We start from the raw sequence: 26,476 nt of genomic DNA, 5'->3' as shown, positions 1-26,476 counted from the left end.
TGAAGGCGTAAAAAATGAATGCAATTAAAATTGGAATTGGTGGACCTGTTGGTGCAGGGAAAACAATGTTAGTAGAACGATTAACGCGTGCACTAGAAGGACAGCTAAGCATGGCAGTCGTTACAAACGATATTTATACAAAAGAAGACGCGCAATTTCTAGTAAAAAACAGTATTTTGCCAGAAAATCGTATCGTAGGAGTAGAAACAGGAGGATGTCCTCATACGGCCATTCGAGAAGATGCATCTATGAACTTTGCTGCGATCGATGAGTTAGTGGAACGTCACCCCGATGTTGAACTTATTTTTGTAGAAAGCGGAGGAGATAATTTAGCCGCAACGTTTAGCCCAGAGCTCGTTGATTTTTCGATTTATATCATCGACGTAGCACAAGGGGAAAAAATCCCGCGTAAAGGCGGTCAAGGAATGATTAAATCTGATTTATTCATTATCAACAAAACAGATTTAGCCCCGTATGTAGGAGCCAGTTTAGAAGTAATGGAAAAAGATACAATCCAAGCGAGAGGGCACAAGCCTTTTGTTTTCACCAATTTAAAAGAAGATAAAGGGCTCGACCAAGTGATAGAATGGATTAAAAAAGAGGCCTTTTTAATCGGCCTTGAATCATGAGCTACACGGGTTATTTAGAGCTTCGAGCAGAAAGAAACAGTGAGCGAACCGTTATTAAAGATACGTACCATTACGGTGCTTTCAAAGTTGCCAGACCTATTTACATGACTCCTGAATCCCCTTTTGTTTATATGCTTCACGTAGGCGGAGGATACGTAAGCGGAGACAAGTATAAAACGATGATAACGGTAGAGAAAAATGCCCAGCTGACGGCTACTACTCAATCTGCGACAAAGGTGTACAAAACACCGAACGAAGCTGTTTTACAAGAAACGTGTATAACCCTTAAAGAACAAGCCATCATGGAATATATACCAGACCCGCTTATTTTGTATGAAAATGCTGCATTTGTCCAAGAAATAACGGTTCGTATGGCACAAAACGCTGCTTTGTTTATGTGTGACAGCATAACTCCGGGGTGGTCGCCGGATGGGCAGCTGTTTCAATATACCTCTATGCGTTCCAAGCTTAAATTGTATGTAAACGAGCAGCTGAAGGTATACGATCACTTATACTTGAAGCCAGAAAGCCATTTGCGCGGCATGATGAAAATGGAAGGGTATACTCATTTTGGATCGATTATCATTGTTCATCCAAACGCCGACGACGCATTTATAGCGAAAGTACATCAGCTGTGCGAAGAGGCAGGCTGTAAAGTAGGAGCTTCCGCACTTCCGATCCCCGGATGTGCTATTCGAATATTAGCTGCTAGTACACAAGAAGTTGAAGACATAATCGCTAAAGTATACGGATTGTTCCGACAGCATTTACTAAAAGCTGAAGTATCACTTTTGCGTAAGTATTAAAGAGGCTGGGACAAAAGTATTGTAGTTGAAGGAAGATCCGAACGAGCTGGATTCTTAATGGAGAATCAAATTCGTTCGGATTTTTTTATTGGTAGGGTGAACGTAGGTTCCCTGTATGTAGTTCCTTCTAGCCGTTGATTAAAGGGCAAAGCGACGTCTTGCACAGAAATCAACAGCTGTGGAACAAGCAGTCCAGATCATTTATCCTACTTGTTCATCTTTAGATTGAATTGTTTTCGTTATGTCTCATTCGCTTTTAGAACCACAGGCTAAACAATCCGTCGCTTACAGCTAAATTATACATATAATAAAGGCCAAATATAATGCTGACAGCGCCTGTTACCTGCATTAAGCAACGGTTTAACGTCACTTGCTTTTTAGTTGTAACGAATGGAATTCCAATGACCGTTGTAAATAACAGCATGCCAAGACAAGTGCCGATTCCAAAAATGATAATGTACAGAGCACCTTGCCATACGTGAGTAACGGTGCTCATCGTTAATACAACCATCGCTGCGCTTCCGGCCAGTCCATGAACAAAGCCAATGCCCAATGACTTTAAGTAAGACGTTTTTTCGTGATGCGTATGTACTTGTTTTTTGTAAGACAGAAACGATGTGAAACCGAGGTAAACGAGCATAATGCCCACTAAAAATTCAAGTGACATGCTCATACGTTCAGAAATACTGCTTTTTAACACCATTAAAATCATGCCAAAAATAAACAGCGTAAGCGTATGGCCAATCCCCCAGTATACTCCTGCAAGCGAAGAGCGCCAAAGCTTTTTACTTTTTGAAGCAATGGTTGATACAGCGATAATATGATCTGGTTCTAGAGCATGCTTGATTCCTAAAAAAACCCTAGTATTAAAATTGAAAAAAAACTTGTTTCCATGTCAGCTTTCTCATCCCTTCGTACGTATAAAACTAGTATATCGTACGCTTTTGTTTTAATAAACAGAAAATTCTAAACGAAAATGTCTGGTCGAATAGCTAAACTATTTATCAATTTACAATAAGTTACAAATATTAAAGGAGATGTAGTATAAAAATTTTACATTTACAAAAACTATGAGTAAATTATTGTGAGGTTGATAACTATGGACAAAATTTCTACTGATATCATGCTGTGGAGTTCTTTTATACGTCAAAATGTTAGGACAGAACGTGACTAGACTAGAAGCTCTTTTATGGAGCATTGCGTTGCCGGGCTTTGGACAATTACTAAACAAAAAACATATAAAAGGAATTTTGTTTATTGTACTTGAATTTCTCATTAATATGGGCGCAAATTTTAATGAAGGCATTCGCTTAAGCTTTTTAGGAGAAACAAGGCAGTCCCTAGAGGTAATGAACATGCAGTGGTTAATGTTTTATCCATGTTTGTATTTTTTTGCAATTTGGGATGCTGTTAAAGAAGCAGAAAACGGCGCATCGAGATTTACATTTATTCCTTTTGTCTCCTGTGCTTATTTTGTTACAGTAGGCATTATGTATTCCTCAGTAACAACCGTCAACGGTGTTTTTATAGGACCAATTTGGCTTCCTATGCTGTCTGTTATACCCGGACTTGTTGTCGGACTCATTGTCAAAAAGCTATTAGAAGTGTCTATACATAAGAAAAAATAAACGTCATTACAATCTATACATCCGTAGATTTTAATGGACGTTTATTTTATTTTTGTTTATAAATAAGTAATAAACTCTCTTATTTAGGGAACGTACTAACAGTGGCTGTTTTTACATAATTTTAAGAGAGCGCTGACTACTCATAAAAAAGAGCACATTGAAAATGGAGAGAATGTGTACAAGCTTATATAATAGCATTTTGACAAAAAGAAGCTGGAGAGAAGGTGGATAGAGGATGATCACAAATGGTATTTATCGTTTTTTTCTTATCTGGTACGTATGCGGAGTCGTCTTGCTTTCCTTCGATTTGCTGCCTTCATGGTTAGAATGGGCAAACGAGGTCTTTTTACACTTGAGCAGTCTTCTTGCTCTTATTTATCTGGCTAAAGCTTATGGAGTAAGGCGGGCACTGCTCGTTGCGATATTTGTGACAGGCGCATCTATTTATATCGAAAGTCTAGGTGTTAAGTATGGATTTTTATTTGGATCCTACGATTATGAAAAAGATTTTGGCGCCAAAATTTTAGGGGTTCCTCTGACCATTGGTTCGGCTTGGTTTATGGTTGTGATTACAAGCAGAATATTAGCTCTCGGAATTATGAAACGTATGGAACTGCCGTTTATTGTCCATGGAATTGCATATGCAGTCATTAGTTCGCTTTTTGCTGTTATTATGGATTTGGCTATTGATCCTGTTGCCTATGTTGTTAAACAATATTGGGTGTGGGAAGGGGACAGCTTTTATTATAATATTCCTTTATCAAATTTCTCCGGCTGGTTTTTATTGTCTTTCTTCATTCAGCTGGTCGTATATTTCTTTTTAGCTAAGTCTCCTAAAGAGGAAAATCCGGTGTGGGAAAAAAGAATGGTATTTTTGTATAGTGCAGTTGTCATGATGTTTGTGATTGTAGCGTTAGCGAATGGCCTATGGCTTGTCGTATGGCTGACGATGATTCCTTTTCTTATTCTTTATATTGTGTATAAAAAGGAGACTCGCTTATGATTTACCCGAAGAAAAACTCAATATTTGAGCGGTTTTTTCAACTGTTTGTCACATATCAGCTTAAAAAGCAATTTTATCGTATTCATTTACATATAGAAGGGCTCCCAAAAGATAAAAAAATTTTATTAATTGCTAATCATTCCAGCTGGTGGGACGGTTTAGTGACATTTTATTTAAATAACGCGGTATTAAAAACAGATCTATACGCTATGATGTCTGAACAAGGAATGAAGGATTTTCCTTTTTTTCAACGAATCGGAGCTTTTTCAGTAAATGCAGCGTCTCCGAAGCATACGGTGGAATCGTTAAGGTTTGCCGGTAAGCTGTTAGAAGAGAAAAAAGCGGTGCTTATTTTTCCCCAAGGAAAAGAAGAGCATCTTGAAAAAAGACCGTTAACTTTTTCTGAAGGACCTGCTTTTCTTTTAAAGAAGCATTCTGACGTTGAAGTTATTCCCATTACGTATTATTATACGTTTCGCCATGATCAGCGACCGGAGCTTTTTATCTGGGTAGGGCAAGCTGTTTTTTACGAATCAGCTAAGGCAAGAGAAGAGATAACCAACACGCTAGGCGGTGCAGTCACTGCTCAGCTCGATCATCAAAAACAGAAAATAATTCAAGAAAACGATGAGGAATTTACGGTTTTATTAAAAGGAAAAAAGACGCTTAGTGAATGGTTAACGTGGTGGAAAGCGAAGGTGAAAGAATGATTTACTATATGCTTTTATTTATTTTTATGCTGCTTCTAACCATTGTAAATATTCAAGCAATGCCTAAATTAAAAAGATACGAGCCGGATTCCAAAACACCTCAGCCTCTCATTTCTATTTTGATTCCAATGCGAAATGAAGAACGAAATGTAAAGCGAATCATTTCCTCTATTAAAGGATTAACGTACAGCAATCTAGAATGTGTCATACTAGACGATCAGTCCACAGATCAAACACGAACACAGCTGTTGAAAGAAATTCACGGGGATCCGAGGTTTACCATCATAGAAGGAAAAGAGCGGAGAGAGGGTTGGGTCGGAAAAGTTCATGCCTGTCACCAGCTGTCGCAAGCTGCAAATGGAGACTATTTATTGTTTGTAGACGCAGATGTAGAACTAAAAGAACGTACACTAGAACATACTTTAGCCACAGCACAAGCGACAAAAGCCGCTCTTTTAACAGGTTTCCCTCGTTTTCCCGTAAAAACGTGGTTAGAAGCATTGGTTGTTCCGCTTCAGCATGTGGTTGTTTTTAGTTATTTACCGGTTGTCGTAGCTAATCGTAACAAGATGAGCAAAGCTTCAGCGGCTCACGGTGCTTTTATGTTTATAAAAAAAGAAGCTTACGAAGCCGTAGGAGGACATGAAGCCGTCAAATCTTCACTAGTAGAAGATGTCCACCTAGCCCAGCTTTTTAAGCAAAAGAAACACCGCGTCATTTTAGCTAATATTACCTCTCATGTTAGCTGTTATATGTATGAAACAACAGAAGAAGTATGGAACGGTTTTGCTAAAAACATCTTTGTAGGTCTGGGCCGCTCCGCTAAAGCAGTTTGGGTACTAAGCGTTTTTTTTGCCTGTTACTACGTGCTGCCGCTTCCTTTTTTTATAGCAGGAATATTCACAGGCAACATGCTTTGGATTCTGCCTTTTTGTATTATGCTTTTTCAGCGGTTTTTAATTGACCGGTCGGCTCAGCAAAAAGGGCTTTTATTTTGTACGATGCCCGCGTCGGCAATTGTGCTGATGCTGCTGATGAATCATTCCATGAAGCGTGAACGAAAAAAGCAGGGATATGAATGGAAAGGAAGGCATTATCAATGAAAAAAGTACTAATAGTTGGGGCAGGATTAGGCGGATTAGCTGCAGGAGTTCTTCTTCAAACAAAGGGGTTCGATGTCACAATTGTGGAAAAAAATGAGCATGTAGGCGGAAAAATGATGCCTGTGCAGCTAGGAGAATATTCTTTTGATTTTGGGCCTAATACCATTACAATGCCCGAAGTTTTTCAGTGGTTATTTGAGCAAGCGGGTGAACGTCCAGAAGACTATATGCCTCTTGTCAAACTAACGCATCATACGAATAATTTCTTCACCGACGGCTCACAATTTTCCATGTCTATAGATGAAAGGAAAATGATTCAGCAGCTTGAACGTCTCGATCCCTTTGCTGCAGAGCAATACCCTGCCTATTTAAAAGAAGTAAAAAGAATATACGATATTGCAAAAAGCCAATTTTTCTACCGGACATTTTCATCGTGGAAAGATTACACAAACCCTTCTTTATTAAAAGCATTGCTGCAAGTAAGGCCGTTTGAAACAGTAGATACGTTTCATCAGCGTTTTTTTCGAAACGAAAACATTCGAAATGCATTTAATCGATATGCAACCTATATCGGATCTTCACCTTATACATCACCCGCTACGTTTTCACTGATTGGACATTTAGAAATGAATAATGGGGTGTACTATGTAAAAGGAGGAAATCCTAGAATTGCAAAAGGGCTGGGACATGTGTTCCAAAAAGCTGGAGGAAAGCTGTATACAAACTGCAGCGTTACTGAAATAATCGTAAAAAATAAACGGGCTGTCGGAGTGGAAGTAAATGGAGAAGAAAAGATAGACGCGGATATCGTTATTGTGAACGGGGACTTGCTAAAAGCCTATCCGGCACTTGTAAAAGAACAGGATAGACCTCATTTTAAAAACAAAAAAGCAGCTGAATTCGAGCCTTCCATATCAGCTTATGTGATCATGGCAGCTGTTAAGAAGCGCTTTTCTCAGCTGATTCATCATCAAGTGTATTTTTCTCAGGATTATAAACAGGAATTCTATGAGCTATTTCAGCAAAAAACGCTTCCAACCGATCCCACCATCTACATTTGTAATTCTTCATATACCGATAACACGGTAGCTCCGGGTGATAATTTATTTATTTTAGTGAATGCTCCTGCTGTGAAAGAAGAGAATCAAGAAGAAATGAAAGCTTACAGAGAAGTTGTCTATCGCAAGCTTTCTCAGTTTGGTTTAGATATCGAGCCTTCGCTTGTACATGAACGAATTGTTACTCCATATGAAATTGAACAAATGTTTGGTGCATTTAAAGGTGCTTTGTACGGCGTGAGTTCAAACCGGAAAATGGATAGTTTTCTTCGCCCAAGCAACGTCTCAAAAGATGTTAAAAACTTATATTTTGTAGGAGGAACGACTCACCCTGGAGGAGGGTCTCCTATGGTCACGATTAGCGGCATCAACGTAGCTATGCTTATTTCATCTTCCTAATTGATAAATCAGGATTGTCAAAAAGTTTAGTTTTTTGGTACTATAAGAAAGTGCAGAGGCTGTTAACCTACTGTTCTTACGGATGGAAAAAATGAAAAAACATGTTACATAACGAAGTTGAAAAGGTGATTACATAACTATATGATTGTATTTACGTGTCTTATTATTATCATAAGCATTATCCGTCCGTACTTGGAAAGCGTGACTGTTAAGCGAATTGCTTCAGAAGGCAAAAAAATTCGCTACTACAAAGAACAGTTCTTTTTTTATGTGCTAATTTTACTATTTTATATTGCGGTGATGGTATACCATAGGGTTCCAATTTCTATGTTAGGATTACAGGGAGTATATCTCGATACGATTCATCGCACGGCTCCGTATCCAGCGTGGATTGAATATTTGCTGCTTTTAATCTTTGCAGGCTTTATCATTCTTTCCATTATGCTTCAATGGATGAAAGATCATGGAGAAACCGTTTTTGTGGAACAGGAAATGCCCACGTCAATTGAGGCAACCGTTCCTAAAACGGAAAGAGAGCAAAAGTGGTGGCTAGCATACAGTGGTATTTCCAGCTTCGTAGAAAGCACCGTCTATTTTCCTAGCTTTTATTTATATAGTCACTATATATTAGCCATTGAAAACACATGGGTATTGGCCGTCTTAATTGGTATTGGTTATTTCCTATCACAGCTAGCTTTCCAGCGTGACCGTTTAAGTGTTCAGACGCTGTTAGTTGGTATCGGGCTAGGCGCTTTATTTATCATGACGAAGTCAGTTGTCATCATGGTCTTGTACTATGGCTTTAGCTTTTTGATTTATGATATTTACCAGCAAGATCGCAATCTAGTAAAAAGCACAGATGATCACTAAGAAACAACACAGCATAAAGCTGTGTTGTTTCTTTTTTTTATAATTTATAAAAAAAGCTTGAAAAGCGCTTTCAATAGTCTTATAATTTAGATAAATCGATTTACTAAACCGGTTTAGTAAGTGGTTAGTTAGCATAATAAGAAAGGTAGGTCGATTTATGAATAGTATCATTATCCCGTTAAATGCATTCGAAACAACAGGCTTTCAGCACACCATGATTGGGAAAATACATGAGCAGCAAGTACATGGAGTGGAAATTCGAAGAGAGTTAATGAAAAAAGTAGATCAAGAGATTGAGCTTATTGCTGAAGAATTAAAAAAATATCCGCTTTTTACAGTATATTCGGCTCCAATTGAACTGTGGAAAGAAAATGGAGAGTTAAACACACAAGAATTAAAAGCGATTCTTGAAGAAGCCGTATCACTTGGCGCTCAGTGGGTAAAAGTTTCTCTTGGTTTTTATCAGCCTCAATCGCCTATGGCAGATTTACAGCAGCTATTAGAGGCATTTCCAGCTTTACGTCTATTTGTAGAAAACGATCAAACCAGTCACGGAGGCAACATAGCATCTCTGCACGCATTTTTTGATAACGCTTACGAAATTCCTGTTTCCATGACGTTTGATATTGGTAATTGGCTTTATGTACATGAACAACCCCAGGAAGCAATCAAAAAGCTAAGGTCATTTGTAGGCTATATTCATATTAAACACGTAATAAAAAACAGCGGAAAGCTAGTGACAACCGCTATATCAAACGATTCAAATGAAATGTGGAAAGATATTTTGAAAGGGTTTTCTCATTCGGTTTTTAAAGCTTTAGAGTTTCCAATCGATGAACCGGAACAAATCCCCGGCTTCATTTCAGTGGTGCAAGCAGCAGAACAGGAGGAAGTTCAATGAATTCATTAGACGTTATTACCTTCGGAGAAGCAATGGCGATGTTCATGGCAGAACAGCCGGGACCGCTGCATGAGATTAAGCGTTATACGAAAGAACTAGCCGGAGCAGAAACAAATGTAGCAATTGGTCTCGCTCGTCTCGGTCTGCGCGCAGGCTGGGTGAGCAAAGTCGGCAACGATCCTTTCGGTACGTTTATTATGAAACGGCTACAAGAGGAGTCAGTCAACACCGATTGTGTACTAGTAGATAGCGAACATGCAACAGGCTTTCAAATTAAATCAAAAGTGGAAGTGGGAGATCCGGAAGTTTGTTACTTCCGAAAAAATTCAGCAGCCAGTCACTTGCACTCCAGCGATTTTAATCAAAACTATTTTTTAGCGGCAAAACATATGCATATGACAGGCATACCGCTTGCTGTGTCAGCAAGTATGCGCGATTTTGCTCTACATGCACTTACATCGATGAAAGCAGCTGGAAGAACGGTTTCCTTTGACCCAAACCTGAGACCCACTCTTTGGAAATCGCAAGAAGAAATGGTTGTTACAATCAATGAAGCTGCTAAACAAGCAAACTACGTTCTGCCGGGTATTGAAGAAGGAAAAATCTTAACCGGCTACGAAAATCCAGAAGACATTGCTTCTTACTATTTAGATGCAGGCGTAGAGCTTGTCGTTATTAAACTAGGTGAACAAGGAGCCTTTTTTAAGACGGCTAAAGAGCAAGGGATGGTTGAAGGAATAAAAGTGAAACAAATAGTGGATACAGTCGGAGCAGGAGACGGTTTTGCAGTAGGACTGTTAAGCGGACTTCTTCAAAATGATTCTCTTACTCAATCTGTAAGGAGAGCAAATGCTATTGGGTCATTAGCTGTACAAAGCCCTGGAGATAACGACGGATATCCAACTAAACAGCAGTTGCAAAGATATATGGAATCCCAAAAACAAGGAGTGAAGTGATAATGAAACAGCAGCTAGCAAAAAAAAGATGGCTTCGATTAATTCCTATCGTATTTATTACGTATAGCCTTGCATATTTAGACCGTGCAAACTATGGGTTTGGAGCAGCGGCAGGGCTGGCAGAAGATCTGCATATTACGCCAGGTATTTCGTCTTTATTAGGATCGCTCTTTTTCTTAGGTTATTTCTTTTTCCAAATTCCAGGCGCTCACTATGCTGAAAATAAAAGCGCCAAAAAGCTGATTTTTTGGTCTCTGATTTTATGGGGAGCACTTGCTACAGCTACGGGTATGGTAAGCCACGTCGGATTTTTGTTTGTTATTCGGTTTGCTTTAGGAGTGGTCGAAAGTGCCGTTATGCCTGCTATGCTCGTGTTTTTAAGCCACTGGTTTACAAAAGCAGAACGTTCTAGAGCCAACACGTTTTTAATTTTAGGAAACCCGGCAACCGTTCTTTGGATGTCTATTGTTTCTGGGTATTTGCTAGAATCGTTTGGCTGGAGATGGATGTTTATTTTAGAAGGTTTTCCAGCTGTTATTTGGGCATTTTTATGGTGGAAACTAGTAAACGACGAGCCAAAAGATGCAGGCTGGCTGTCGAAAAAAGAAAAAGCAGATTTACACGATGCGCTGCAAAAAGAACAAGAAGGAATCAAACCTGTTAAAGGCTATAAAGAAGCTTTCAAAAATCGTACTGTCATTTTATTAAGCATTCAATATGCTTTATGGAGTATCGGCGTCTACGGATTTGTTATGTGGCTTCCGTCTATTATTAAAGCAGCGCCTAACATGAGTATAGTGAAAACAGGTTGGTTAGCGTCCGTTCCTTACGTATTAGCAGTTGTATTAATGTTAACGGTTTCATATCTGTCAGATAAGTTTTTAAAACGAAGCGCATTTGTATGGCCGTTCTTATTAGTAGGAGCGCTTGCTTTTTACGGATCTTATTTAGTTGGCACAAGCAACTTCTGGCTTTCTTTTACCTTACTCGTTATCGCCGGAGGAACGATGTACGCTCCGTACGGACCGTTCTTTGCGATTATTCCTGAAATTTTACCGCGTAATGTTGCCGGAGGAGCGATGGCTTTAATTAATAGCATGGGCGCACTTGGTTCATTTGCCGGTTCTTATATTGTAGGATTTTTAAATGGATCAACAGGAGGATTTGGCGCTTCATATATCTTTATGGCTGGATCATTATTCCTTGCGGCAGTTTTAACCATTGTCGCAACGAAAAAGCCAAGAGAAGTTCAAAGTGTAAAGCCAGTCGAAACAACGGCTTAATGTAACGATAAAAAAGGAGAATTGAGATGCATATTGAGAAAATTACAAGTAGCGGTATTGTAGCGGTCATTCGAGGAGCAAGTGCTGAGCGAATTATTCCGCTTGCCTACGCATTAAAAGAAGGCGGAGTAACAAACCTAGAAATTACAATGGAAAACCCTGCTGCTGTAGAGGTTATTAAAGAGTTGAAAAATGAATTTGACGACTCGATGTTTATTGGAGCAGGAACTGTTCTAGACGAAGAAACAGCACGAATTGCTATTATGGCGGGAGCGTCATTTATTTTTTCTCCTACGGTTAATGAACGAACAATTAAAACGGCTAAAAGATACGGTGTCATTAGCGTTCCGGGCGCTTTTACACCAACTGAAATACTAACAGCCTATGAATGCGGTGCAGATATGATTAAAGTCTTCCCGGCAAGCGTAGTAGGGCCCGCTTATTTTAAAAATATAGCAGGACCGCTTCCTCATATTCCATTAATGCCAACAGGCGGCGTTACGGCTGAAAATGCGGGCGCTTATATTAAAGCTGGAGCAGCTGCTATTGGGGCAGGAAGCACATTAGTGGATGGAAAGCAGCTTCCAACTCCTGAATACTTACTTCAAGTAACAAAGGAAGCGAAGCGTTTTACTAATGAAATTCAAGAAGCTAGGCTTGCGTACGCTTAATAAATAAAGCCTTCTGCTAGCAAGAAGGCTTTTCCTTTTTCATTTTTTTCGTTTACACTAGGAGTAGCATAATTTTAGGGATTGAATGAAAAGGACGGATTATGATGCAAAAAGTTACTATGCTGGACGTTGCAAAAGCAGCAAATGTCTCCAAAAGCACCGTATCACAATACATTAACAAGCGGTATGAATATATGGGCGAAGAAACACGAAAGAAAATTAAAGAAGCGATTGATACACTCGGCTATCAGCCCAACTATCTAGCAAGGAGCTTAAAACAAAAGCGAACGTCGATGATTGGGATTATTGTCGCGAATATTATGCACAGATTTTCTACTGAAGTCATTCGTGCAATTGAAGACTATTGCCATTCACAAGATATACATGTCATCATCTGTAACGCAGATGATGACCCTGATAAAGAAAAGAAATATATTAATATGTTAAAAGCAAAGCAAGTAGATGGCCTTATTTTATTTCCAACGGGAGCCAATACTTCTCTTTATGAGCAGATGATCAAAGAAGAATATCCGGTTGTTATTATGGATCGTAAAATTCATGATGTAAAAGGGAAAATTCCATCCGTAGTGGCAAACAACCAAGAAGCCACAAAACAGGCTATTTTGCATCTCCTTGAGCTTGGACATAAGCATATAGCGATTATTACAGAACCATTAACTATTACACCCCGGATTGAACGTGTAGAAGGGTACAAAGAAGCGTTAACATCAGCCAATATGCCTGTAAATGAATCTATGATTATCAACTGCAAAAAAGCGGACATGCAAAAAGCGCTTGAGAAGCTATTTGCAGCCGATAATCCGCCGACAGCGCTGCTTGCTGGAAACGATTTAGTATTCATTGAAGTGCAGAAATTTATTAAACAACACGGATTTAATATCCCAAATGATTTATCTTTAATTGTTTATGATAATATTCCTTACGCAGATGTAGCAACGCCTGCTGTTACGACGATTTCGCAGCCCGCTTTTGATATGGGAACAAAAGCAGCAGATTTACTTATTAAACAAATTTTGAAAGAAAAGATAGCTTATGAAGAGTACCAGTATGAGTGTGAATTAATTATTCGAGAAACAACTTTGTCGCATTAAGCTAAAAAGAGCGCCTATGGCGTGCTCTTTTTAGCTCATCAAAATATTGGTTTTTTTCACGCTGTTACTAAACCGATTTAGTAGAAAGTGAGGAGAAAAAATATGAAGATACAATTAGCATTAGATCGTGTCACAATTGAAGAAGCTATTATCCTTGCCAAGCTGGCAGAACCCTCTGTTGATTGGATTGAAGTAGGTACATCTCTTATAAAAGAGTATGGAATTGAAAGCATTTATAAAATCAAACAGGCATTTCCACACAAGACGATTGTAGCAGATATCAAAACAATTGATAACGCAGAGTATGAGTTTACAATGTGCTATCAAGCAGGTGCAGATATAGCAACAGTCATGGGTGTATCACCTTTACCTACGATAGATACTTGCGCAAATGTCAGCGAAAAATGGAATAAAAAAATGATGGTTGATTTATTAAACACGTCAAGCAGCTCGCAAAAGCAAGTAGGTATTTATAGAAACGCTATTTTTTGCCATCATATCAGCAAAGACGAGCAAGAAAAAGAAGGAAAATCGCTGAGTCAAATAAATTTGCGGCAATATTTTCATTCAGATGCCCAAATAGCAGTAGCAGGAGGAATTAATCCAGCCTCAGCAGCATCATTACTTCAAATGAAAGCGGACGTCGCGATCATTGGATCAGCGATTACAAAAAGTGCGGATGTGGCAAAGGCATCTGCTGAATTTCAAAACTTATTTATGAGCAGGGGGAACGTATAATGACAAAAACACAAACGATTTTAGACGAAATTACGGCCGTAATGAATCACATAAAAGAGCCGCAAATAGAAGAAGTAGCGTTTTCACTTTACCAAGCGAAACGAATTTTTGTTATAGGCGAAGGCCGCTCTGGGTTAATGGGCAAATCATTTGCGATGAGACTGATGCATTTAGGTGCGACAGTATATGTTGTAGGGGAGACCATTACTCCTTCGATTGCAGCAGGTGACGTGTTGGTGGCCGTATCTGGTTCAGGAAAAACACAGCAAGTGGTGAGTGTAGCTAAAAAAGCCAAAGAAGTAGGATGTTCAGTTATCGGCATTTCAGCTAGTACAGAATCACCATTAACTGCTCATACTGATGAGCTGCTGCACATTCCTGCTGCAACCAAATATCGAAGCGAAAATGAAGCAGCTTCCATTCAGCCACTTGGCTCGTTATTTGATCAATGTGCTCACGTTGTATTTGATACCATTTGTTTAGAATACGGGAATTTGAATCACACGGATCATGAACAGGCGTTTAAGCAGCATAGCAATTTAGAGTAAGTGGACAGAGGCTAGAACAAAAGTAGGTTATTTAAAAGAAAATCCGAACGATGAATCGAGATTCTTGATGGAGAATCACATTCGTTCGGATTTTTTCATTGTTATTGGTGAGCGTAGGTTTCATGTGTGTAGTTGCTTCTAGCTGTTGATTGAATCGATGTAGTTATGTCTCATCTCTTTTGATACAGGCAAGTCTAAGTCTAAACGTTTACTTCGCTTTTGTTTATTGCGGATATATTCCTTCTCTTCAAAGTAAATGACAGCATTTTTATGCTGAAATTGCTATAATATACAAGCCGGTACATATACTAAGGCGACTGAAAATAAAGGAGTTTTGATTAATGACAAAAATAAAATTAATTTCACATAACGATTTAGATGGGGTAAGTCCAGCACTGTTGGGTCGGTTAGCGTTTGGCGATGACAACTTTGATTACAGCACGGTAAGCATTGGCCGCATAAATGACACAGTGAGGCATTTTATTGAAGAAGAAAACGATGGAGACACAGCTTTATACATAACGGATATTAGCGTAAATGAGGAAGTAGCGGAAAAATTAAATGAACTGGTAAAAAAAGGCCAGAAAATCACTCTTATTGACCATCATATCTCTGCTCTTCCACTAGCTGAGAAATACGATTGGGTTCATGTTATTGCGGAAGATGAAAATGGTAAAAAGACGGCAGCTACATCTCTTTTCTATGACTACTTAGTGCGCAACAACATGCTCCAAAAAACGGCGTTGCTTGATGAGTACGTAGAACTTGTGCGCTTATTTGATACGTGGGACTGGTTCCATGAAAATAACTTGAAAGCAAAGCGCCTTAATCACCTATATTATCTAATCCCGCATGAAGAATTTAAAGAAACCATTCTAGAAACGCTTCGTGAATCGTATCATACTGAAAATCAAGAATTTACGTTTACGGACAAACACGAAATTTTACTAGAAGCAGAAGAAAAAAAGATTGAAAAATACATTTATGACAAACAAAAACAAATCATAAAAGAAAGTGTTGAAATTGATAACACAGCGTACAACGCAGGGATTGTATTCGCAGATACATATCAGTCTGAGCTAGGAAATGCACTGTGTCTAGAAAACGAAGATATCGACTTTTCCGTTATGGTGGACATGGGACGCCAAAAGATTGGCTTCCGTGCAGTAAAAGACGAAATCAACTTAGCAGAAATTGTTGGGCACCTTGGAGGAGGAGGTCATCCAAAAGCTTCTGGATGCAAGTTAACGGGGGAAACGTTTGCTCTTTTCGTCACGGATCACTTGTTTAAAGACGAAGAAGAAAGTGAATAAAGCGTATAAGGAGGAGATGATATGTCGTTTAAAGATTTAGTTGTTGTTGTTACCGGAGCTGCGAACGGAATAGGTAAAGATGTATCCCGCGCATACGCGAAACAAGGAGCAAAAGTGGTATTGGCAGATGTGGACGAAACCGAAGGAGAGCGTCACGCAGAAGCTATTCAAAGACAAGGCGGAGAAGCCATTTTTGTGAAAACAGACGTCCGAAAAGAAGGCGACATTTTAAATCTCGTTGAAAAAACGGTCAGTACGTATGGAACGATACATATTTTGATTAATAATGCAGGCGTTTCCTGCTGGAAATCACCGTATGAGCTAACCATTGATGAATGGGATGACATTATCAATACGAACCTGCGCAGCGTGTTTCTATGCTCTCGCGAAGCAGCTAAGGTGATGAGAAAAAACGAAAGCGGAGGCTCCATTGTAAACTTAGCTTCTACGAGAGCTACAATGTCTGAACCTCACACAGAAGCCTATGCGGCTACAAAAGGAGGAATCGTTGCTTTAACTCATGCACTTGCCATTTCACTTGGTGATGACAACATCACAGTAAATGCTATTTCTCCAGGATGGATTGAGACATCTGACTACGATGGCCTTCGTGAAATCGATCATACGCAGCATCCGTCTAATCGGGTAGGAACGCCAGCCGATATCTCAAGAGCGTGTATGTACTTAACAAACGTTGAAAATGATTTTGTAACAGGAGCTAACCTCGTAGTAGACGGGGGAATGACGCGAAAGATGATTTATGAACATTAAGCATCTACGAAAAAAGACTGCCGTATTTAGCAGTCTTTTTTCATATAATCAAGAAAAGAAAAAGATAATAATTTTTTCTTGACAGAACAAAATAATCATTGTAAAGTAAGTTACATAAAGTAATTAAATTTCAATTAATATTTTTTGGTTTAATATCTCGAATTAGAGATATAAGAATTCATTATATCTTGTTTATCTCCTTTTATCAGGGGGAAGGGTATAAACATGCAATTTAAGCTTAAAAAAACAAACAATTAGGAGTGTGGAAAATGGGTTTTTTAGATAAATTATTTGATAAATCAAGTGATCGACAACAGGTTGGAAAAGGTTTTTATGAAGCAATTAAAAACCGACGTTCTATTTATGCAATTGATAAAAATGTAAAAATATCAGAAGAAAAAATTGAAGAAATTATTAACTTTGCGGTGAAACATACTCCTTCAGCATTTAATTCCCAAAGCGCACGCGTAGTCGTTTTATTTGGCGAACAGCATGATAAAGTATGGGATATTACGAGAGAAACGCTTCGTAAAATTGTTCCAGCTGAAAATTTTTCAGATACGGATCAAAAAATGAACTTATTCGGAAGCGGCTATGGAACAGTTCTTTTCTTTGAAGATCAAGAAGTAGTTGAAGGGCTGCAAAAGCAGTTCGCATCTTATAGCGAAAATTTCCCGGTTTGGTCTAACCAATCATCAGGCATGCTGCAGCATGTGATTTGGACAGCGCTTGAGCTCGAAGGCCTAGGAGCAACATTACAGCATTACAATCCATTGATTGACGATGAAGTAAAAGCAGCTTGGAATATTCCAAGCTCATGGAAATTAATTGCCCAAATGCCATTTGGTAATCCTGTGTCACCTGCGGGAGAAAAAGAATTTCAACCGCTAACTGAACGTGTAAAAGTATTTAAATAAGCAAAAAAAGAGGTACGGACAAAATTATTTTAGTTGAAGCAAAATCCGAACGATGAATCGTTCGGATTTTTTCATAGGTATGGCAAGCGTAGGTGTTGCGTATGTAGCTGCTTCTAGCGGTTGATTTCGTTATGTCTCAGACCCTTTTTTAGTTAATAGTTTGAATATTCTTTTATGTTTAACCTAAGAAAAATGCGGTTAAATAGGAGGAGTAGTCCTCAAATCTTCTGTGGAATTTATGCGCTATACATAAGCAATACAACGATGTTTTACAAAAAAATAAAGTTTTTAACTTGGTTTTTTAGAGAATATTTGTTAACATATCCACTTGTGAGGTCTTAGTAAGAGGAGGATGATGTAAAGAATCCCATATCGGACGCAAGGGCGTAGATATGTGGAGTGGGAATTTTAAAGGAGGATTCTATGTCTGATCAAGGAAATCAAGGAAAATTTAAAAAATCAATATCGTTACTTGACCTAACGTTAATTGGGATGGGAGCTATTTTTGGTTCCGCCTGGTTATTTGCGGTTAGTAACGTAGCGTCAAAGGCTGGTCCAGCCGGAAGTTTTTCGTGGCTGATTGGCGGAGTCATTATTTTACTTATCGGTTTAGTGTATGCTGAACTTGGAGCAGCGCTGCCGCGTACCGGTGGAATTATCCGTTATCCGGTTTACTCACATGGTCATTTAGTGGGTTACTTAATTTCATTCATTACCATTATTGCTTACACAAGTTTGATTGCCATCGAGGTAACGGCTGTACGTCAGTATGTTGCGTTTTGGCTTCCTGGTCTAACTAAACATGGTTCTGAATCGCCTACTACAATCGGCTGGTTATTTCAATTCGCGTTATTAACGCTATTTTTTATCATTAACTACGTAAGTGTAAAAGCATTTGCTAAGTCAAATGTTATTATATCTGTGTTCAAATATGCGGTTCCTCTTACAATTATCGTCGTGTTGGCTTATCACTTTAAATCTGCTAACTTTACAACTGGCGATTTTACTCCGTTTGGTTTTAATGGTATTCAAGCAGCCATTTCAACAGGTGGCGTTATGTTTGCTTACCTAGGACTTCACCCTATTGTTTCTGTAGCCAGTGAAGTTAAAAACCCGCAGCGTAATATTCCAATCGCGCTCATTATCTGTATTGTACTTTCAGCGATTATTTACACAGCACTGCAAGTATTGTTCATTGGTAACATCCCGGCTGATATGCTATCAGGAGGATGGGGAACAATTCAAGAGCAATTCTCTTTACCATTTAAAGATATTGCACTTATTTTAGGCCTTGGCTGGTTAGTAACGCTTGTTATTTTTGATGCTATTTTATCACCAGGCGGTAACGGGAACATCTTCATGAATACAACTTCTCGTTTAGTTTATGCTTGGTCTCGTAATGGAACATTATTTAAACGTTTCTCAAAAGTAGATAAGAAAACAGGAATTCCACGTGCGTCACTATGGCTATCATTTGGAATGTCCGTATTCTGGACACTGCCATTTCCTTCTTGGGAAGCGCTAGTAAACGTATGTTCAGTGGCACTTATTCTGTCTTATGCGATTGCGCCAATTTCAGCTGCTGCATTCAGAGTAAATGCAAAAGACCTTAAAAAACCTTTTAAATTAAAAGGTATGAGCGTTATTGCTCCTGTTTCATTTATTTTCTGTTCATACATCGTATATTGGTCAGGGTGGACGACAATTTCTTGGCTGCTAGGATCACAGCTTCTAATGGTTGTTATCTACGTAGCGTTTAAGAAATACGTACCAACTGACGTCGTAAAATTTGCACAGCAGCTTAAATCTGCTTGGTGGCTAGTTGCTTATTATATTATTATGCTTGTTATCTCTTATCTAGGTTCATTTGGTGGAGGACAAGGTGTGCTAAGCAACCCGCTTGACTTAATTTTAATTGCTCTTGTTTCACTTGGTATTTTCTACTGGGCGAAATACACAGGTTTACCAAAAGCAGTTATCGATACAGATGATTAATAAAAAACACGGCATGAATTCATGCCGTGTTTTTCGCTTGTATAGGCGTATACTCTATTTATTTATCAAACAGCCATGTTTTTAATATAGCAGCATACTCACGAAAGTAGGCTTGAAGTTTAATTGAATTTGGTGTTTTTGCACCTAAAGGATAAACGTCAAAGCCCTGACGTTTGGCAATAATAGAGGCGCGAAATAAATGAAAATCACTGCTAACAAGCACGACTTTTTTGTGTTGAATATCAACTTTCTGTTTAGTAAAAGTAAAATTCTCAAAAGTAGAAGTTGACTGATCTTCTTTTATAATTCGATTCTTTTTAATTCCTTCTTTCCGCAGAAAATGATAGGCTGCCTCTGCTTCAGAAATTTCTTCATCGGATCCTTTTCCGCCCGTTACAATAACTTTTGTTTGTTGATGTGCTTGTAAATAAGATAAAGCCGTCTTTACTCGTTCTTTTAAACTAGGAGACATTTGATTACCATCTACTTTAGAACCTAAAACGAGCACATAATCTGCGTTTTGTGGAACAGGCTTGTGAGCAGTTTGATACATACAAAAAGATATAATTGCTATATAAAGAACAAGAGAACCAATAAAGGTATAAATCATTTTTTTCTTCAACTGTGAGCACCTTCCTAGCTATTTCATAAGATGTTTGGAAAATAATTGTTATTATAGCATACGAGACCCAAATAAGTATAAACACAGTAATATATAATAATAGAAGAAAATCGTTATTGTGAATGGTTATAAAATTCGTTACAATAAAGAATAAATGATTTTAAAAGTGCCTCTAAGGAGGATAATAGGGAAATCGGTGTAAATCCGATGCAGCCCCCGCTACTGTAAATGTGGATGAACCTGCAAAGACCCACTAGTCAAACTAGGAAGGGTGCAGAAGTAAAACGAAGCATAAGCCAGGAGACCTGCTTTTAAAAACCCCTTATTTTTCGGTGGGAGAAATAAGTCAAGACAATGTGTTAATGAGCGCATGACCAAACCTTGACTTTTACAGTTAAGGTTTTTTTATGTGGTAGGGAGTGGAAAAAGTGAAAAAAGGAAAACCGCTTATGATTCAAGGAACGCACTCAGACGCTGGAAAAAGCATGATTGCTACAGCATTTTGCCGTATTTTTAAAGAAGACGGCTATCAAACTGCACCGTTTAAATCGCAAAATATGGCGCTTAATTCATACATTACAATGGATGGAAAAGAAATTGGCAGAGCGCAAGGAATTCAAGCAGAAGCGGCTGGAGTAGAAGCAACAACCAATATGAATCCTATTTTAATTAAACCAACTCGTGATCATGAATCTCAAATTGTCGTTCACGGAAAACCGCTACGTAATATGTTTGCTTTTCAGTATCGGCAAGAATTTTTTAATGAAGGTTTGAACGTTATCACGGAAGCTTATAAAGAGCTTGCCAATCATTATGATCGAATTGTGATTGAAGGCGCTGGAAGTCCTGCTGAAGTCAATTTGAACGATCGGGAACTCGTAAATATGCGCGTTGCAAAAATAGCAGAAGCGCCTGTTGTGTTAGTAGGAGATATTGATAAAGGAGGAGTTTTCGCGAGCCTAGTGGGTACTCTTCAATTGCTTCCAGATGAACACAAGTCTAGAGTTATTGGGGTGTTAATTAATAAATTCCGAGGAGATTTAGAACTTTTAAAACCAGGGTTGAAGTGGTTTGAAGAATACACGGGTGTTCCGGTTCTAGGAGTTATTCCTTATATGAACAATGTGGAAATTGACGCGGAAGATTCGTTATCACTCAGAAATTACTCAACGCTTGTGAATCCGTTAAAAGAAATTGATATTGCGGTTATCTCATACCCGCGCATCTCAAATTTTACAGACATCGATCCTTTAAGCTTAGAAGAAGACTGTCACGTGAGGCTTGTAACCAAGCCGTCGCAATTAGGTACGCCTGATTTAATTGTTTTACCAGGAAGCAAAAATACGATTGAAGATGCTCAGTTTTTACAAGAAAGCGGCCTGGCTCTAGCCATTAATCAAGTTTTGAATACAACGAACGTTCACGTCATTGGCATCTGCGGAGGATATCAAATGCTAGGGGAGACAATTACAGACCCTGATGCAGTAGAATCTCGGATTGAATCCATTAAAGGGCTGGGCTTGCTTCCAGTGGAAACCGTTATGACAACCAGCAAAAAAACAGAAAGAGTTTCTGGGTATGTCCAGCTAGAAAGTGAAAGAGTTTCGATTGAAGGCTACGAAATTCATATGGGAAAGACGATTTCTAAGAGCACCACGGAAGCTTTTGCAGTGGTAGAGCATGAAAAAGAAGGAACGGTTAAAGACAACGTCATTGGCACGTATGTTCATGATGTGTTTCATAACGATGCTTTGCGCAGAGCTTTGCTTAATCAAATTCGTAAACATAAAAAATTGCCGCCTATTACGGACACATTCAACAGTCGCCTGCAAAAAGAGGAGTCTTTTTCAAAAGCAGCAGCATATGTGAGAGAAGCTGTAGATATGGAAAAGCTGTATCATTTAATAGACAACTATAAAAGCCCGGAGCAAGCACAAAAAGTATAGCTTATAGAGGCTTTCGCTTGTTTTTTTACCGAGAACTTTAGTACGCTATTCTACGTTGCCTAGTTCAACAGTCTAGCACTCGTAACAAATAAAAGATGATTGTTTCCAACTTAATGCATGGTGGAAGCATGGTTTATGGACAGGAAAATGAATGGTTAATGTAATGTAAAACATCACGCCTCGTTTCCTAGAGGAGCTGAAAGTATTGATTTTTAAACGTATTTTTTTAAACAAAGCATCTCTTTTATACATAGTCAGTTTATTTATTGTATGTACTTCGGTGATTATGGGCGTATTTATTGGTACAGTTTCGTTAACCGTAGGAGATACAATCAAAATTATTATTGGCCACCTTACCGGGCTATCCCTATATCACGGTCCGGAAAACATGGATTTAATCATTTGGCAAATTCGTTTTCCAAGAGTACTGGTGGCATTTTTAGTAGGAGCTTCGCTTTCAATAGCAGGGGCTGCCTTTCAAGGGCTATTAAGAAACTCTCTTGCCGATCCTTATACGATCGGAGTTTCCTCAGGTGCAACCCTTGGCTCTGTCATGGCAATTTATTTTCATTGGAGTATTTTTGGTTTGTCTATCTTCACGCTGCCTGTAGTCGGCATTGTATTTGGTTTTATCACTCTTCTTTTAGTTTTTGGTATTACGAAACTCGCAAGCGGCAATTTAGCCAATGAAACCATCATCTTAGCGGGGATTATTTTATCATCCTTTATGAGCGCGCTTATTTCATTAATTGTGGCTCTTTCTCCTGAAGAAGATGTAAGGCAGGTTTTATATTGGCTAATGGGAAGCGTATCAATGAGAGGATGGTCTCATATTCAAATTTTAGGGCCGTTCTTTTTGATCGGTACAATTATGCTGTTGTTACATGTGAAAGAGCTGAACGGCTTAGCATTTGGAGATCAATCCGCTCAGTTTATGGGAATAGACGTAAAGAAGAAAAAAAGAATGATTTTAATAGGTGCATCCGTATTAACAGGGGCTGCGGTATCAGTATCTGGGGCAATTGGATTTGTTGGCTTAGTTATCCCCCACGTAGTGCGTCTCGTAGCGGGAGCTAATCATAAGCATGTACTGCCGCTTTCTATTTTAATTGGAGGAAGTTATTTGGTTTTAGCAGATTTATTGGCACGAACGATATTAGAACCTCGTGAACTGCCGATTGGAGTCGTAACCGCCTTAATTGGTTCGCCGATTTTTACCCTGCTCCTTGTAAAAGAACGTATGCGGAAGAGAGGAATATCATGATTGAACTATATAATGTGACAGGAGGATACGATAAGCAGCAGCCGACCGTTCGTGACATCACGTTCACCGTAGACAAAGGTTCTTTTGTCGCTTTACTAGGACCAAATGGAAGCGGGAAAACAACGCTTATTCGCTTAATTATGAATGTATTAACCATTCAATCAGGAGAAGTGAAGGTGGAAGGAAAGTCAGTGAAGGCTTATTCACCAAAACAACTGGCGCAAAAAGTGGCAGTCATGACGCAAGAAAATCAAATTGGGCTAGAATTTACGGTTCAAGAAATTGTTTCACTTGGACGTTACCCTTATCAGGCAAAAGGATTGTTTAGCACTGTATCAGCACAGGATGAAGAAGTGGTGGAAAGCGTGATGAAATTAACAAACGTCTGGCACTATAGAAATCATACTTTTCAATCGCTAAGCGGTGGAGAAAAACAGCGGGTTTTACTGGCTAAAGCACTAGCTCAAGAACCTGACTACTTACTTCTTGATGAACCAACGAATCACTTAGATGTAAAACATACAATGGAACTGCTTCAGCTGTTAAAAACTTTACAGCAGGAAATGAGCTTAACGGTCCTGGCCATTTTGCATGATCTCAACATCGCCTCGCTGTTTGCAGATAATGCCGTGTTACTGAAAGATGGAAGAGTAGAAGAAACGGGGATGGATGCCATTTTTCAGGATGCAGCTACGTTAAAAAGAGTATATGGGGTTGATTTGCATGTATTTCACCATCCCGCTGTGAACAAGCGACAAATTGCTTTTGTGCCGCCGTATCAATATCCAGAGACGGACTTCCATGAGTTGTATCAGTTACAAAAGGAACCGGGCAACCTATGTTTATCCTTTGTTCGTCCTTTGAGAACTCTTTCACTGGGTTCAAATGAAACAGGTCTAGACTGGTGTCAAGAAATTGTTCAACAGCAAAGCAGTGCTAACGCGGCGTGGAAATCTGCGTCTTTATCTAGTCATGAAGTTCGCTTAAAAGATGATAAAGGTTACTCGTGGCTGGCTGTGCTGACACATGGACAAAAAGAAAACGAAATAAATATTGTTCTACTAACAAATGCGCCGCTTTCGGACGGGAACTTACTTCATGCTGCGATGAAGGTAATTGAGTACCGGGCTTTCTTAGGAAAAACAGGACGTATTGTTGTAGCATCATCTCATCATAAAGAAGAAAATCAAGAAGAAATTTCAGAGTTCTTGATGGAACGCCTCCAAAAAGAATTACAACTATTTACGGAAACAAAAATGACCGACAATTGCTTTAAATAAGCAGTAGCGGTCATTTTTTATTCTTCTGAGTGATCATCAGACTTTTCTGTTTCACCTCCTGAACTCACCGTTGTCTCAGTTGTATGTTCATCAATCTTTTTTTCTTTTAGCTTAACAGAAAACAAGTCTTTGACTTCTTCATCTACTTGATCAGAATCAGCGCTGTAAGTGGTGCCAATGTTTAAGTGACCGGTCAAATCTTTAATGCCTAGCTGGCCGAAATTATTACTAAGATCAATTTTGTCTAACAATACTTTTTCGACCATGATTTTTTCAACAACAATGGACTGCTTTGGGTGAGTTACTTCATCAATCTTTTTGTCAAGAGTTTTCACCATCTCATATAAGGCTGTATTGGACGATTCTTCCTTTAACGCAGAGAGCTGATTTTGAATAGCTTCGAAATTAGGAGCTGACTGCATAGCCGAGAGTAAATGAGCTGTTTGCTCGTGCAGTTGAGACAGTGATTGAATAAGGTGAGCCGATTCATTTAATTGCTGATGAAGCTCTTCTATTTTAGGGATCGCGTCGGTTAACCGCGTCACTTGATCAATAATTCCCTGCAGGTTCAGCGCTGAATCTGACGAAAGAGCAGGTTGTGTGAATTCAGCTTCAGCAGAGGTCTTAGGCTCCATTTGGCTAGGCAACTTCTTTGGCTGTTGAGGGGGTTTTTTTAGATTAGACTGTTTTTTAGCTTTCATCTTTTCGGGTAATTCTTTCCGCTTTTGATTAGAACGTTGGTCTATGGGACTTGCTTTTTTTTGAGTTGGAAGGGAAGACGGATTTATTTTACGGACTGTTTCAATTTTAGACGATTGTTTAAACCACTTAGAAAACATGAAATTCCCTGCCTTTCATGCTACGTATAGTTCTGCACAATAAATTACAAATCAAATTTCACATGCAAAAGACCATCTTTAAATGATGCATGACACGGCGCTTCCCCTACAGCAGGCGGAAGGATGATTGATCGTTGAAACGTTCCTTCACGTCTTTCTTTGTGAAGAACATTTGCATCCTTCACGGTTAAAAGAGATGAACCGGATATGTGTAAAGTATTTTCGTGCATGGTCAATTCGACATCTGTTCGTTTAGCACCGGGTATTTCAATTACAACTAACAGCTGATTTGCCCATTCATATACATCAATTAAAGGATAATCTCGATACTCATTTACAATTTGAGGAGAAGCATCTGCTTCCGGATCATTCTTTTCTTCATGATCATCATCAAAAATTTTTTCCCGAAATTTCGTATGGTTTTCTTCTTGTAACGTTTCTGCCCACTTTTTAAATTTTCCATGATTCATATTTGTCACCTTCTTAAGAAAAATAAAACAAGGCCTTTTGCAGCTTTCTATTTTATATGTATGCATGAAAACAGAAAAAAACGTCCACTTTAATCTAAATCGTGGACGTCTATTTGAGACATAGGAATATTAACATGTTTAGGCATCCGGATTTCCAACACTCCGGAACGATAGATGGCGCGTGTGCCTTTTTTACGAACCGAACAAGGAAGCTGAATTTCTTCTTTGAAGGATTCTTCTCCATCTATTCCTTCAATCGTACACACATATGGCGTATGATAGACTTTAATGCTTGATACAATATCGCGGTTAGGGATTTTTAGCTGTACAATGCATTCATCTAATGTATTGATGACGTTTGAATCAAATCTTCTTGGTTTTTGTCCATGACCTTCAGTTCCCATATCCTGCTGTTCTTTCATCATGTCTTGGGCTTGCTTAAAGAATTCATTTCCTTGCATAAAATCCGGAAAAGAATGGGACATCGTAGAAGAAATCATTTGCTGAATATACTTATTCATGTCTTTAGATGCCATTCCTTTTGGGATATTTTCCATCATTCCTTTAAAGGGAGATTTTCCAAATGGAAACATATTTACACACCTCCTTGTAATGTGCCAAGTAAAACGACAAAATTGTTAAAG

Annotated in this window: 26 protein-coding genes, 1 pseudogene and 1 riboswitch; of the genes and pseudogenes, 22 read left to right on the top strand and 5 right to left on the bottom strand. The window is 38.8% G+C overall.

Annotated features, from left to right (window positions below; translation table 11 throughout):
• Nucleotides 1-14 precede the first annotated feature (14 nt).
• Both ureG and ACN6NE_RS26995 read left to right on the top strand, forming a co-directional pair.
• Entirely contained in the window at nt 15-629 is a 615-nt protein-coding gene (gene ureG / locus ACN6NE_RS27000; protein ID WP_013057654.1) for an urease accessory protein UreG, read from the top strand.
• Entirely contained in the window at nt 626-1,435 is an 810-nt protein-coding gene (locus ACN6NE_RS26995) for an urease accessory protein UreD (RefSeq protein ID WP_474328351.1), read from the top strand. The genes ureG and ACN6NE_RS26995 overlap by 4 nt, the downstream gene beginning before the upstream one ends.
• Before the next feature lie 256 nt (nt 1,436-1,691).
• Here the strand turns inward: ACN6NE_RS26995 and ACN6NE_RS26990 are convergent.
• A pseudogene (locus ACN6NE_RS26990) lies at nt 1,692-2,329 on the bottom strand (HoxN/HupN/NixA family nickel/cobalt transporter).
• 272 nt (nt 2,330-2,601) lie between these two features.
• Here ACN6NE_RS26990 and ACN6NE_RS26985 point away from each other — a divergent pair.
• From ACN6NE_RS26985 to ACN6NE_RS26905, 17 genes are all read left to right on the top strand, one after another.
• Nucleotides 2,602-3,063 (top strand): hypothetical protein, encoded by a 462-nt coding sequence (locus ACN6NE_RS26985; RefSeq protein ID WP_474328349.1) that lies wholly within the window; start codon nt 2,602-2,604, stop codon nt 3,061-3,063.
• 235 nt (nt 3,064-3,298) lie between these two features.
• On the top strand, nt 3,299-4,066 hold the full coding sequence (locus ACN6NE_RS26980; protein WP_474328347.1) for a carotenoid biosynthesis protein: 768 nt from the start codon (nt 3,299-3,301) through the stop codon (nt 4,064-4,066).
• Nucleotides 4,063-4,776 carry a lysophospholipid acyltransferase family protein gene (locus ACN6NE_RS26975; RefSeq protein WP_474328345.1) on the top strand — a complete coding sequence of 238 codons (714 nt, stop codon included), beginning with the start codon at nt 4,063-4,065 and terminating at the stop codon, nt 4,774-4,776. Before ACN6NE_RS26980 ends, ACN6NE_RS26975 begins: the two co-directional genes overlap by 4 nt.
• Nucleotides 4,740-5,879 (top strand): glycosyltransferase family 2 protein, encoded by a 1,140-nt coding sequence (locus ACN6NE_RS26970; RefSeq protein ID WP_474328343.1) that lies wholly within the window; start codon nt 4,740-4,742, stop codon nt 5,877-5,879. Before ACN6NE_RS26975 ends, ACN6NE_RS26970 begins: the two co-directional genes overlap by 37 nt.
• Complete coding sequence (locus tag ACN6NE_RS26965; RefSeq protein WP_474328341.1) at nt 5,876-7,336, top strand: phytoene desaturase family protein; 1,461 nt, start codon at nt 5,876-5,878, stop codon at nt 7,334-7,336. Before ACN6NE_RS26970 ends, ACN6NE_RS26965 begins: the two co-directional genes overlap by 4 nt.
• A 141-nt stretch (nt 7,337-7,477) precedes the next feature.
• A complete protein-coding gene (locus ACN6NE_RS26960; protein WP_028409104.1) occupies nt 7,478-8,206 on the top strand; it encodes a hypothetical protein in 729 nt (242 codons plus the stop codon).
• Nucleotides 8,207-8,363: 157 nt separating this feature from the next.
• On the top strand, nt 8,364-9,107 hold the full coding sequence (locus ACN6NE_RS26955; RefSeq protein WP_129710388.1) for a sugar phosphate isomerase/epimerase family protein: 744 nt from the start codon (nt 8,364-8,366) through the stop codon (nt 9,105-9,107).
• On the top strand, nt 9,104-10,063 hold the full coding sequence (locus ACN6NE_RS26950) for a sugar kinase (protein WP_129710386.1): 960 nt from the start codon (nt 9,104-9,106) through the stop codon (nt 10,061-10,063). The genes ACN6NE_RS26955 and ACN6NE_RS26950 overlap by 4 nt, the downstream gene beginning before the upstream one ends.
• Nucleotides 10,064-10,065: 2 nt before the next feature.
• Nucleotides 10,066-11,346, top strand: a complete 1,281-nt coding sequence (locus ACN6NE_RS26945; protein ID WP_013083743.1) for an MFS transporter — start codon at nt 10,066-10,068, stop codon at nt 11,344-11,346.
• Between the two features lie 26 nt (nt 11,347-11,372).
• A complete protein-coding gene (locus tag ACN6NE_RS26940) occupies nt 11,373-12,017 on the top strand; it encodes a bifunctional 4-hydroxy-2-oxoglutarate aldolase/2-dehydro-3-deoxy-phosphogluconate aldolase (protein WP_028409100.1) in 645 nt (214 codons plus the stop codon).
• A gap of 101 nt (nt 12,018-12,118) precedes the next feature.
• On the top strand, nt 12,119-13,129 hold the full coding sequence (locus ACN6NE_RS26935; RefSeq protein ID WP_474328337.1) for a LacI family DNA-binding transcriptional regulator: 1,011 nt from the start codon (nt 12,119-12,121) through the stop codon (nt 13,127-13,129).
• A 102-nt stretch (nt 13,130-13,231) separates the two neighbouring features.
• Nucleotides 13,232-13,867, top strand: a complete 636-nt coding sequence (gene hxlA / locus ACN6NE_RS26930) for a 3-hexulose-6-phosphate synthase (RefSeq protein WP_129710384.1) — start codon at nt 13,232-13,234, stop codon at nt 13,865-13,867.
• The gene (gene hxlB / locus ACN6NE_RS26925; protein ID WP_028412834.1) at nt 13,867-14,415 is read left to right on the top strand and encodes a 6-phospho-3-hexuloisomerase; all 549 of its coding nucleotides are present in this window, start codon (nt 13,867-13,869) and stop codon (nt 14,413-14,415) included. Before hxlA ends, hxlB begins: the two co-directional genes overlap by 1 nt.
• 341 nt (nt 14,416-14,756) lie before the next feature.
• On the top strand, nt 14,757-15,728 hold the full coding sequence (locus ACN6NE_RS26920; protein ID WP_129710382.1) for a DHH family phosphoesterase: 972 nt from the start codon (nt 14,757-14,759) through the stop codon (nt 15,726-15,728).
• Between the two features lie 21 nt (nt 15,729-15,749).
• The gene (locus ACN6NE_RS26915) at nt 15,750-16,499 is read left to right on the top strand and encodes an SDR family oxidoreductase (protein ID WP_474328334.1); all 750 of its coding nucleotides are present in this window, start codon (nt 15,750-15,752) and stop codon (nt 16,497-16,499) included.
• Between the two features lie 269 nt (nt 16,500-16,768).
• A complete protein-coding gene (locus ACN6NE_RS26910; protein ID WP_129710378.1) occupies nt 16,769-17,416 on the top strand; it encodes a nitroreductase family protein in 648 nt (215 codons plus the stop codon).
• A gap of 423 nt (nt 17,417-17,839) precedes the next feature.
• Nucleotides 17,840-19,411, top strand: a complete 1,572-nt coding sequence (locus tag ACN6NE_RS26905; protein WP_057235420.1) for an APC family permease — start codon at nt 17,840-17,842, stop codon at nt 19,409-19,411.
• Nucleotides 19,412-19,469: 58 nt separating this feature from the next.
• Here ACN6NE_RS26905 and ACN6NE_RS26900 read toward each other — a convergent pair whose 3' ends face one another.
• Nucleotides 19,470-20,033, bottom strand: coding sequence for a YdcF family protein (locus tag ACN6NE_RS26900; RefSeq protein WP_129710376.1), 564 nt, complete (start codon nt 20,031-20,033; stop codon nt 19,470-19,472).
• 147 nt (nt 20,034-20,180) lie between these two features.
• Nucleotides 20,181-20,360, top strand: a riboswitch (cobalamin riboswitch).
• Nucleotides 20,361-20,452: 92 nt separating this feature from the next.
• Between ACN6NE_RS26900 and ACN6NE_RS26895 the strand changes: the two genes are divergently transcribed.
• From ACN6NE_RS26895 to ACN6NE_RS26885, 3 genes are all read left to right on the top strand, one after another.
• Nucleotides 20,453-21,979 (top strand): cobyric acid synthase, encoded by a 1,527-nt coding sequence (locus tag ACN6NE_RS26895; protein ID WP_129710374.1) that lies wholly within the window; start codon nt 20,453-20,455, stop codon nt 21,977-21,979.
• A gap of 205 nt (nt 21,980-22,184) precedes the next feature.
• Nucleotides 22,185-23,243 carry a FecCD family ABC transporter permease gene (locus ACN6NE_RS26890; RefSeq protein ID WP_129710372.1) on the top strand — a complete coding sequence of 353 codons (1,059 nt, stop codon included), beginning with the start codon at nt 22,185-22,187 and terminating at the stop codon, nt 23,241-23,243.
• Nucleotides 23,240-24,523, top strand: a complete 1,284-nt coding sequence (locus tag ACN6NE_RS26885; protein WP_129710370.1) for an ABC transporter ATP-binding protein — start codon at nt 23,240-23,242, stop codon at nt 24,521-24,523. Before ACN6NE_RS26890 ends, ACN6NE_RS26885 begins: the two co-directional genes overlap by 4 nt.
• Nucleotides 24,524-24,540: 17 nt before the next feature.
• Here the strand turns inward: ACN6NE_RS26885 and ACN6NE_RS26880 are convergent, their stop codons facing one another.
• The 3 genes from ACN6NE_RS26880 to ACN6NE_RS26870 form a co-directional block, all read right to left on the bottom strand.
• Complete coding sequence (locus tag ACN6NE_RS26880) at nt 24,541-25,362, bottom strand: hypothetical protein (RefSeq protein ID WP_129710368.1); 822 nt, start codon at nt 25,360-25,362, stop codon at nt 24,541-24,543.
• Nucleotides 25,363-25,406: 44 nt separating this feature from the next.
• Complete coding sequence (locus ACN6NE_RS26875; RefSeq protein ID WP_474328329.1) at nt 25,407-25,832, bottom strand: Hsp20/alpha crystallin family protein; 426 nt, start codon at nt 25,830-25,832, stop codon at nt 25,407-25,409.
• A gap of 89 nt (nt 25,833-25,921) precedes the next feature.
• Nucleotides 25,922-26,425 (bottom strand): Hsp20/alpha crystallin family protein, encoded by a 504-nt coding sequence (locus ACN6NE_RS26870; protein WP_013057627.1) that lies wholly within the window; start codon nt 26,423-26,425, stop codon nt 25,922-25,924.
• Nucleotides 26,426-26,476: the final 51 nt, after the last annotated feature.

This window comes from Priestia sp. 53B2, assembly GCF_056099005.1.
This window is presented reverse-complemented; position numbering and strand designations above follow the sequence as displayed.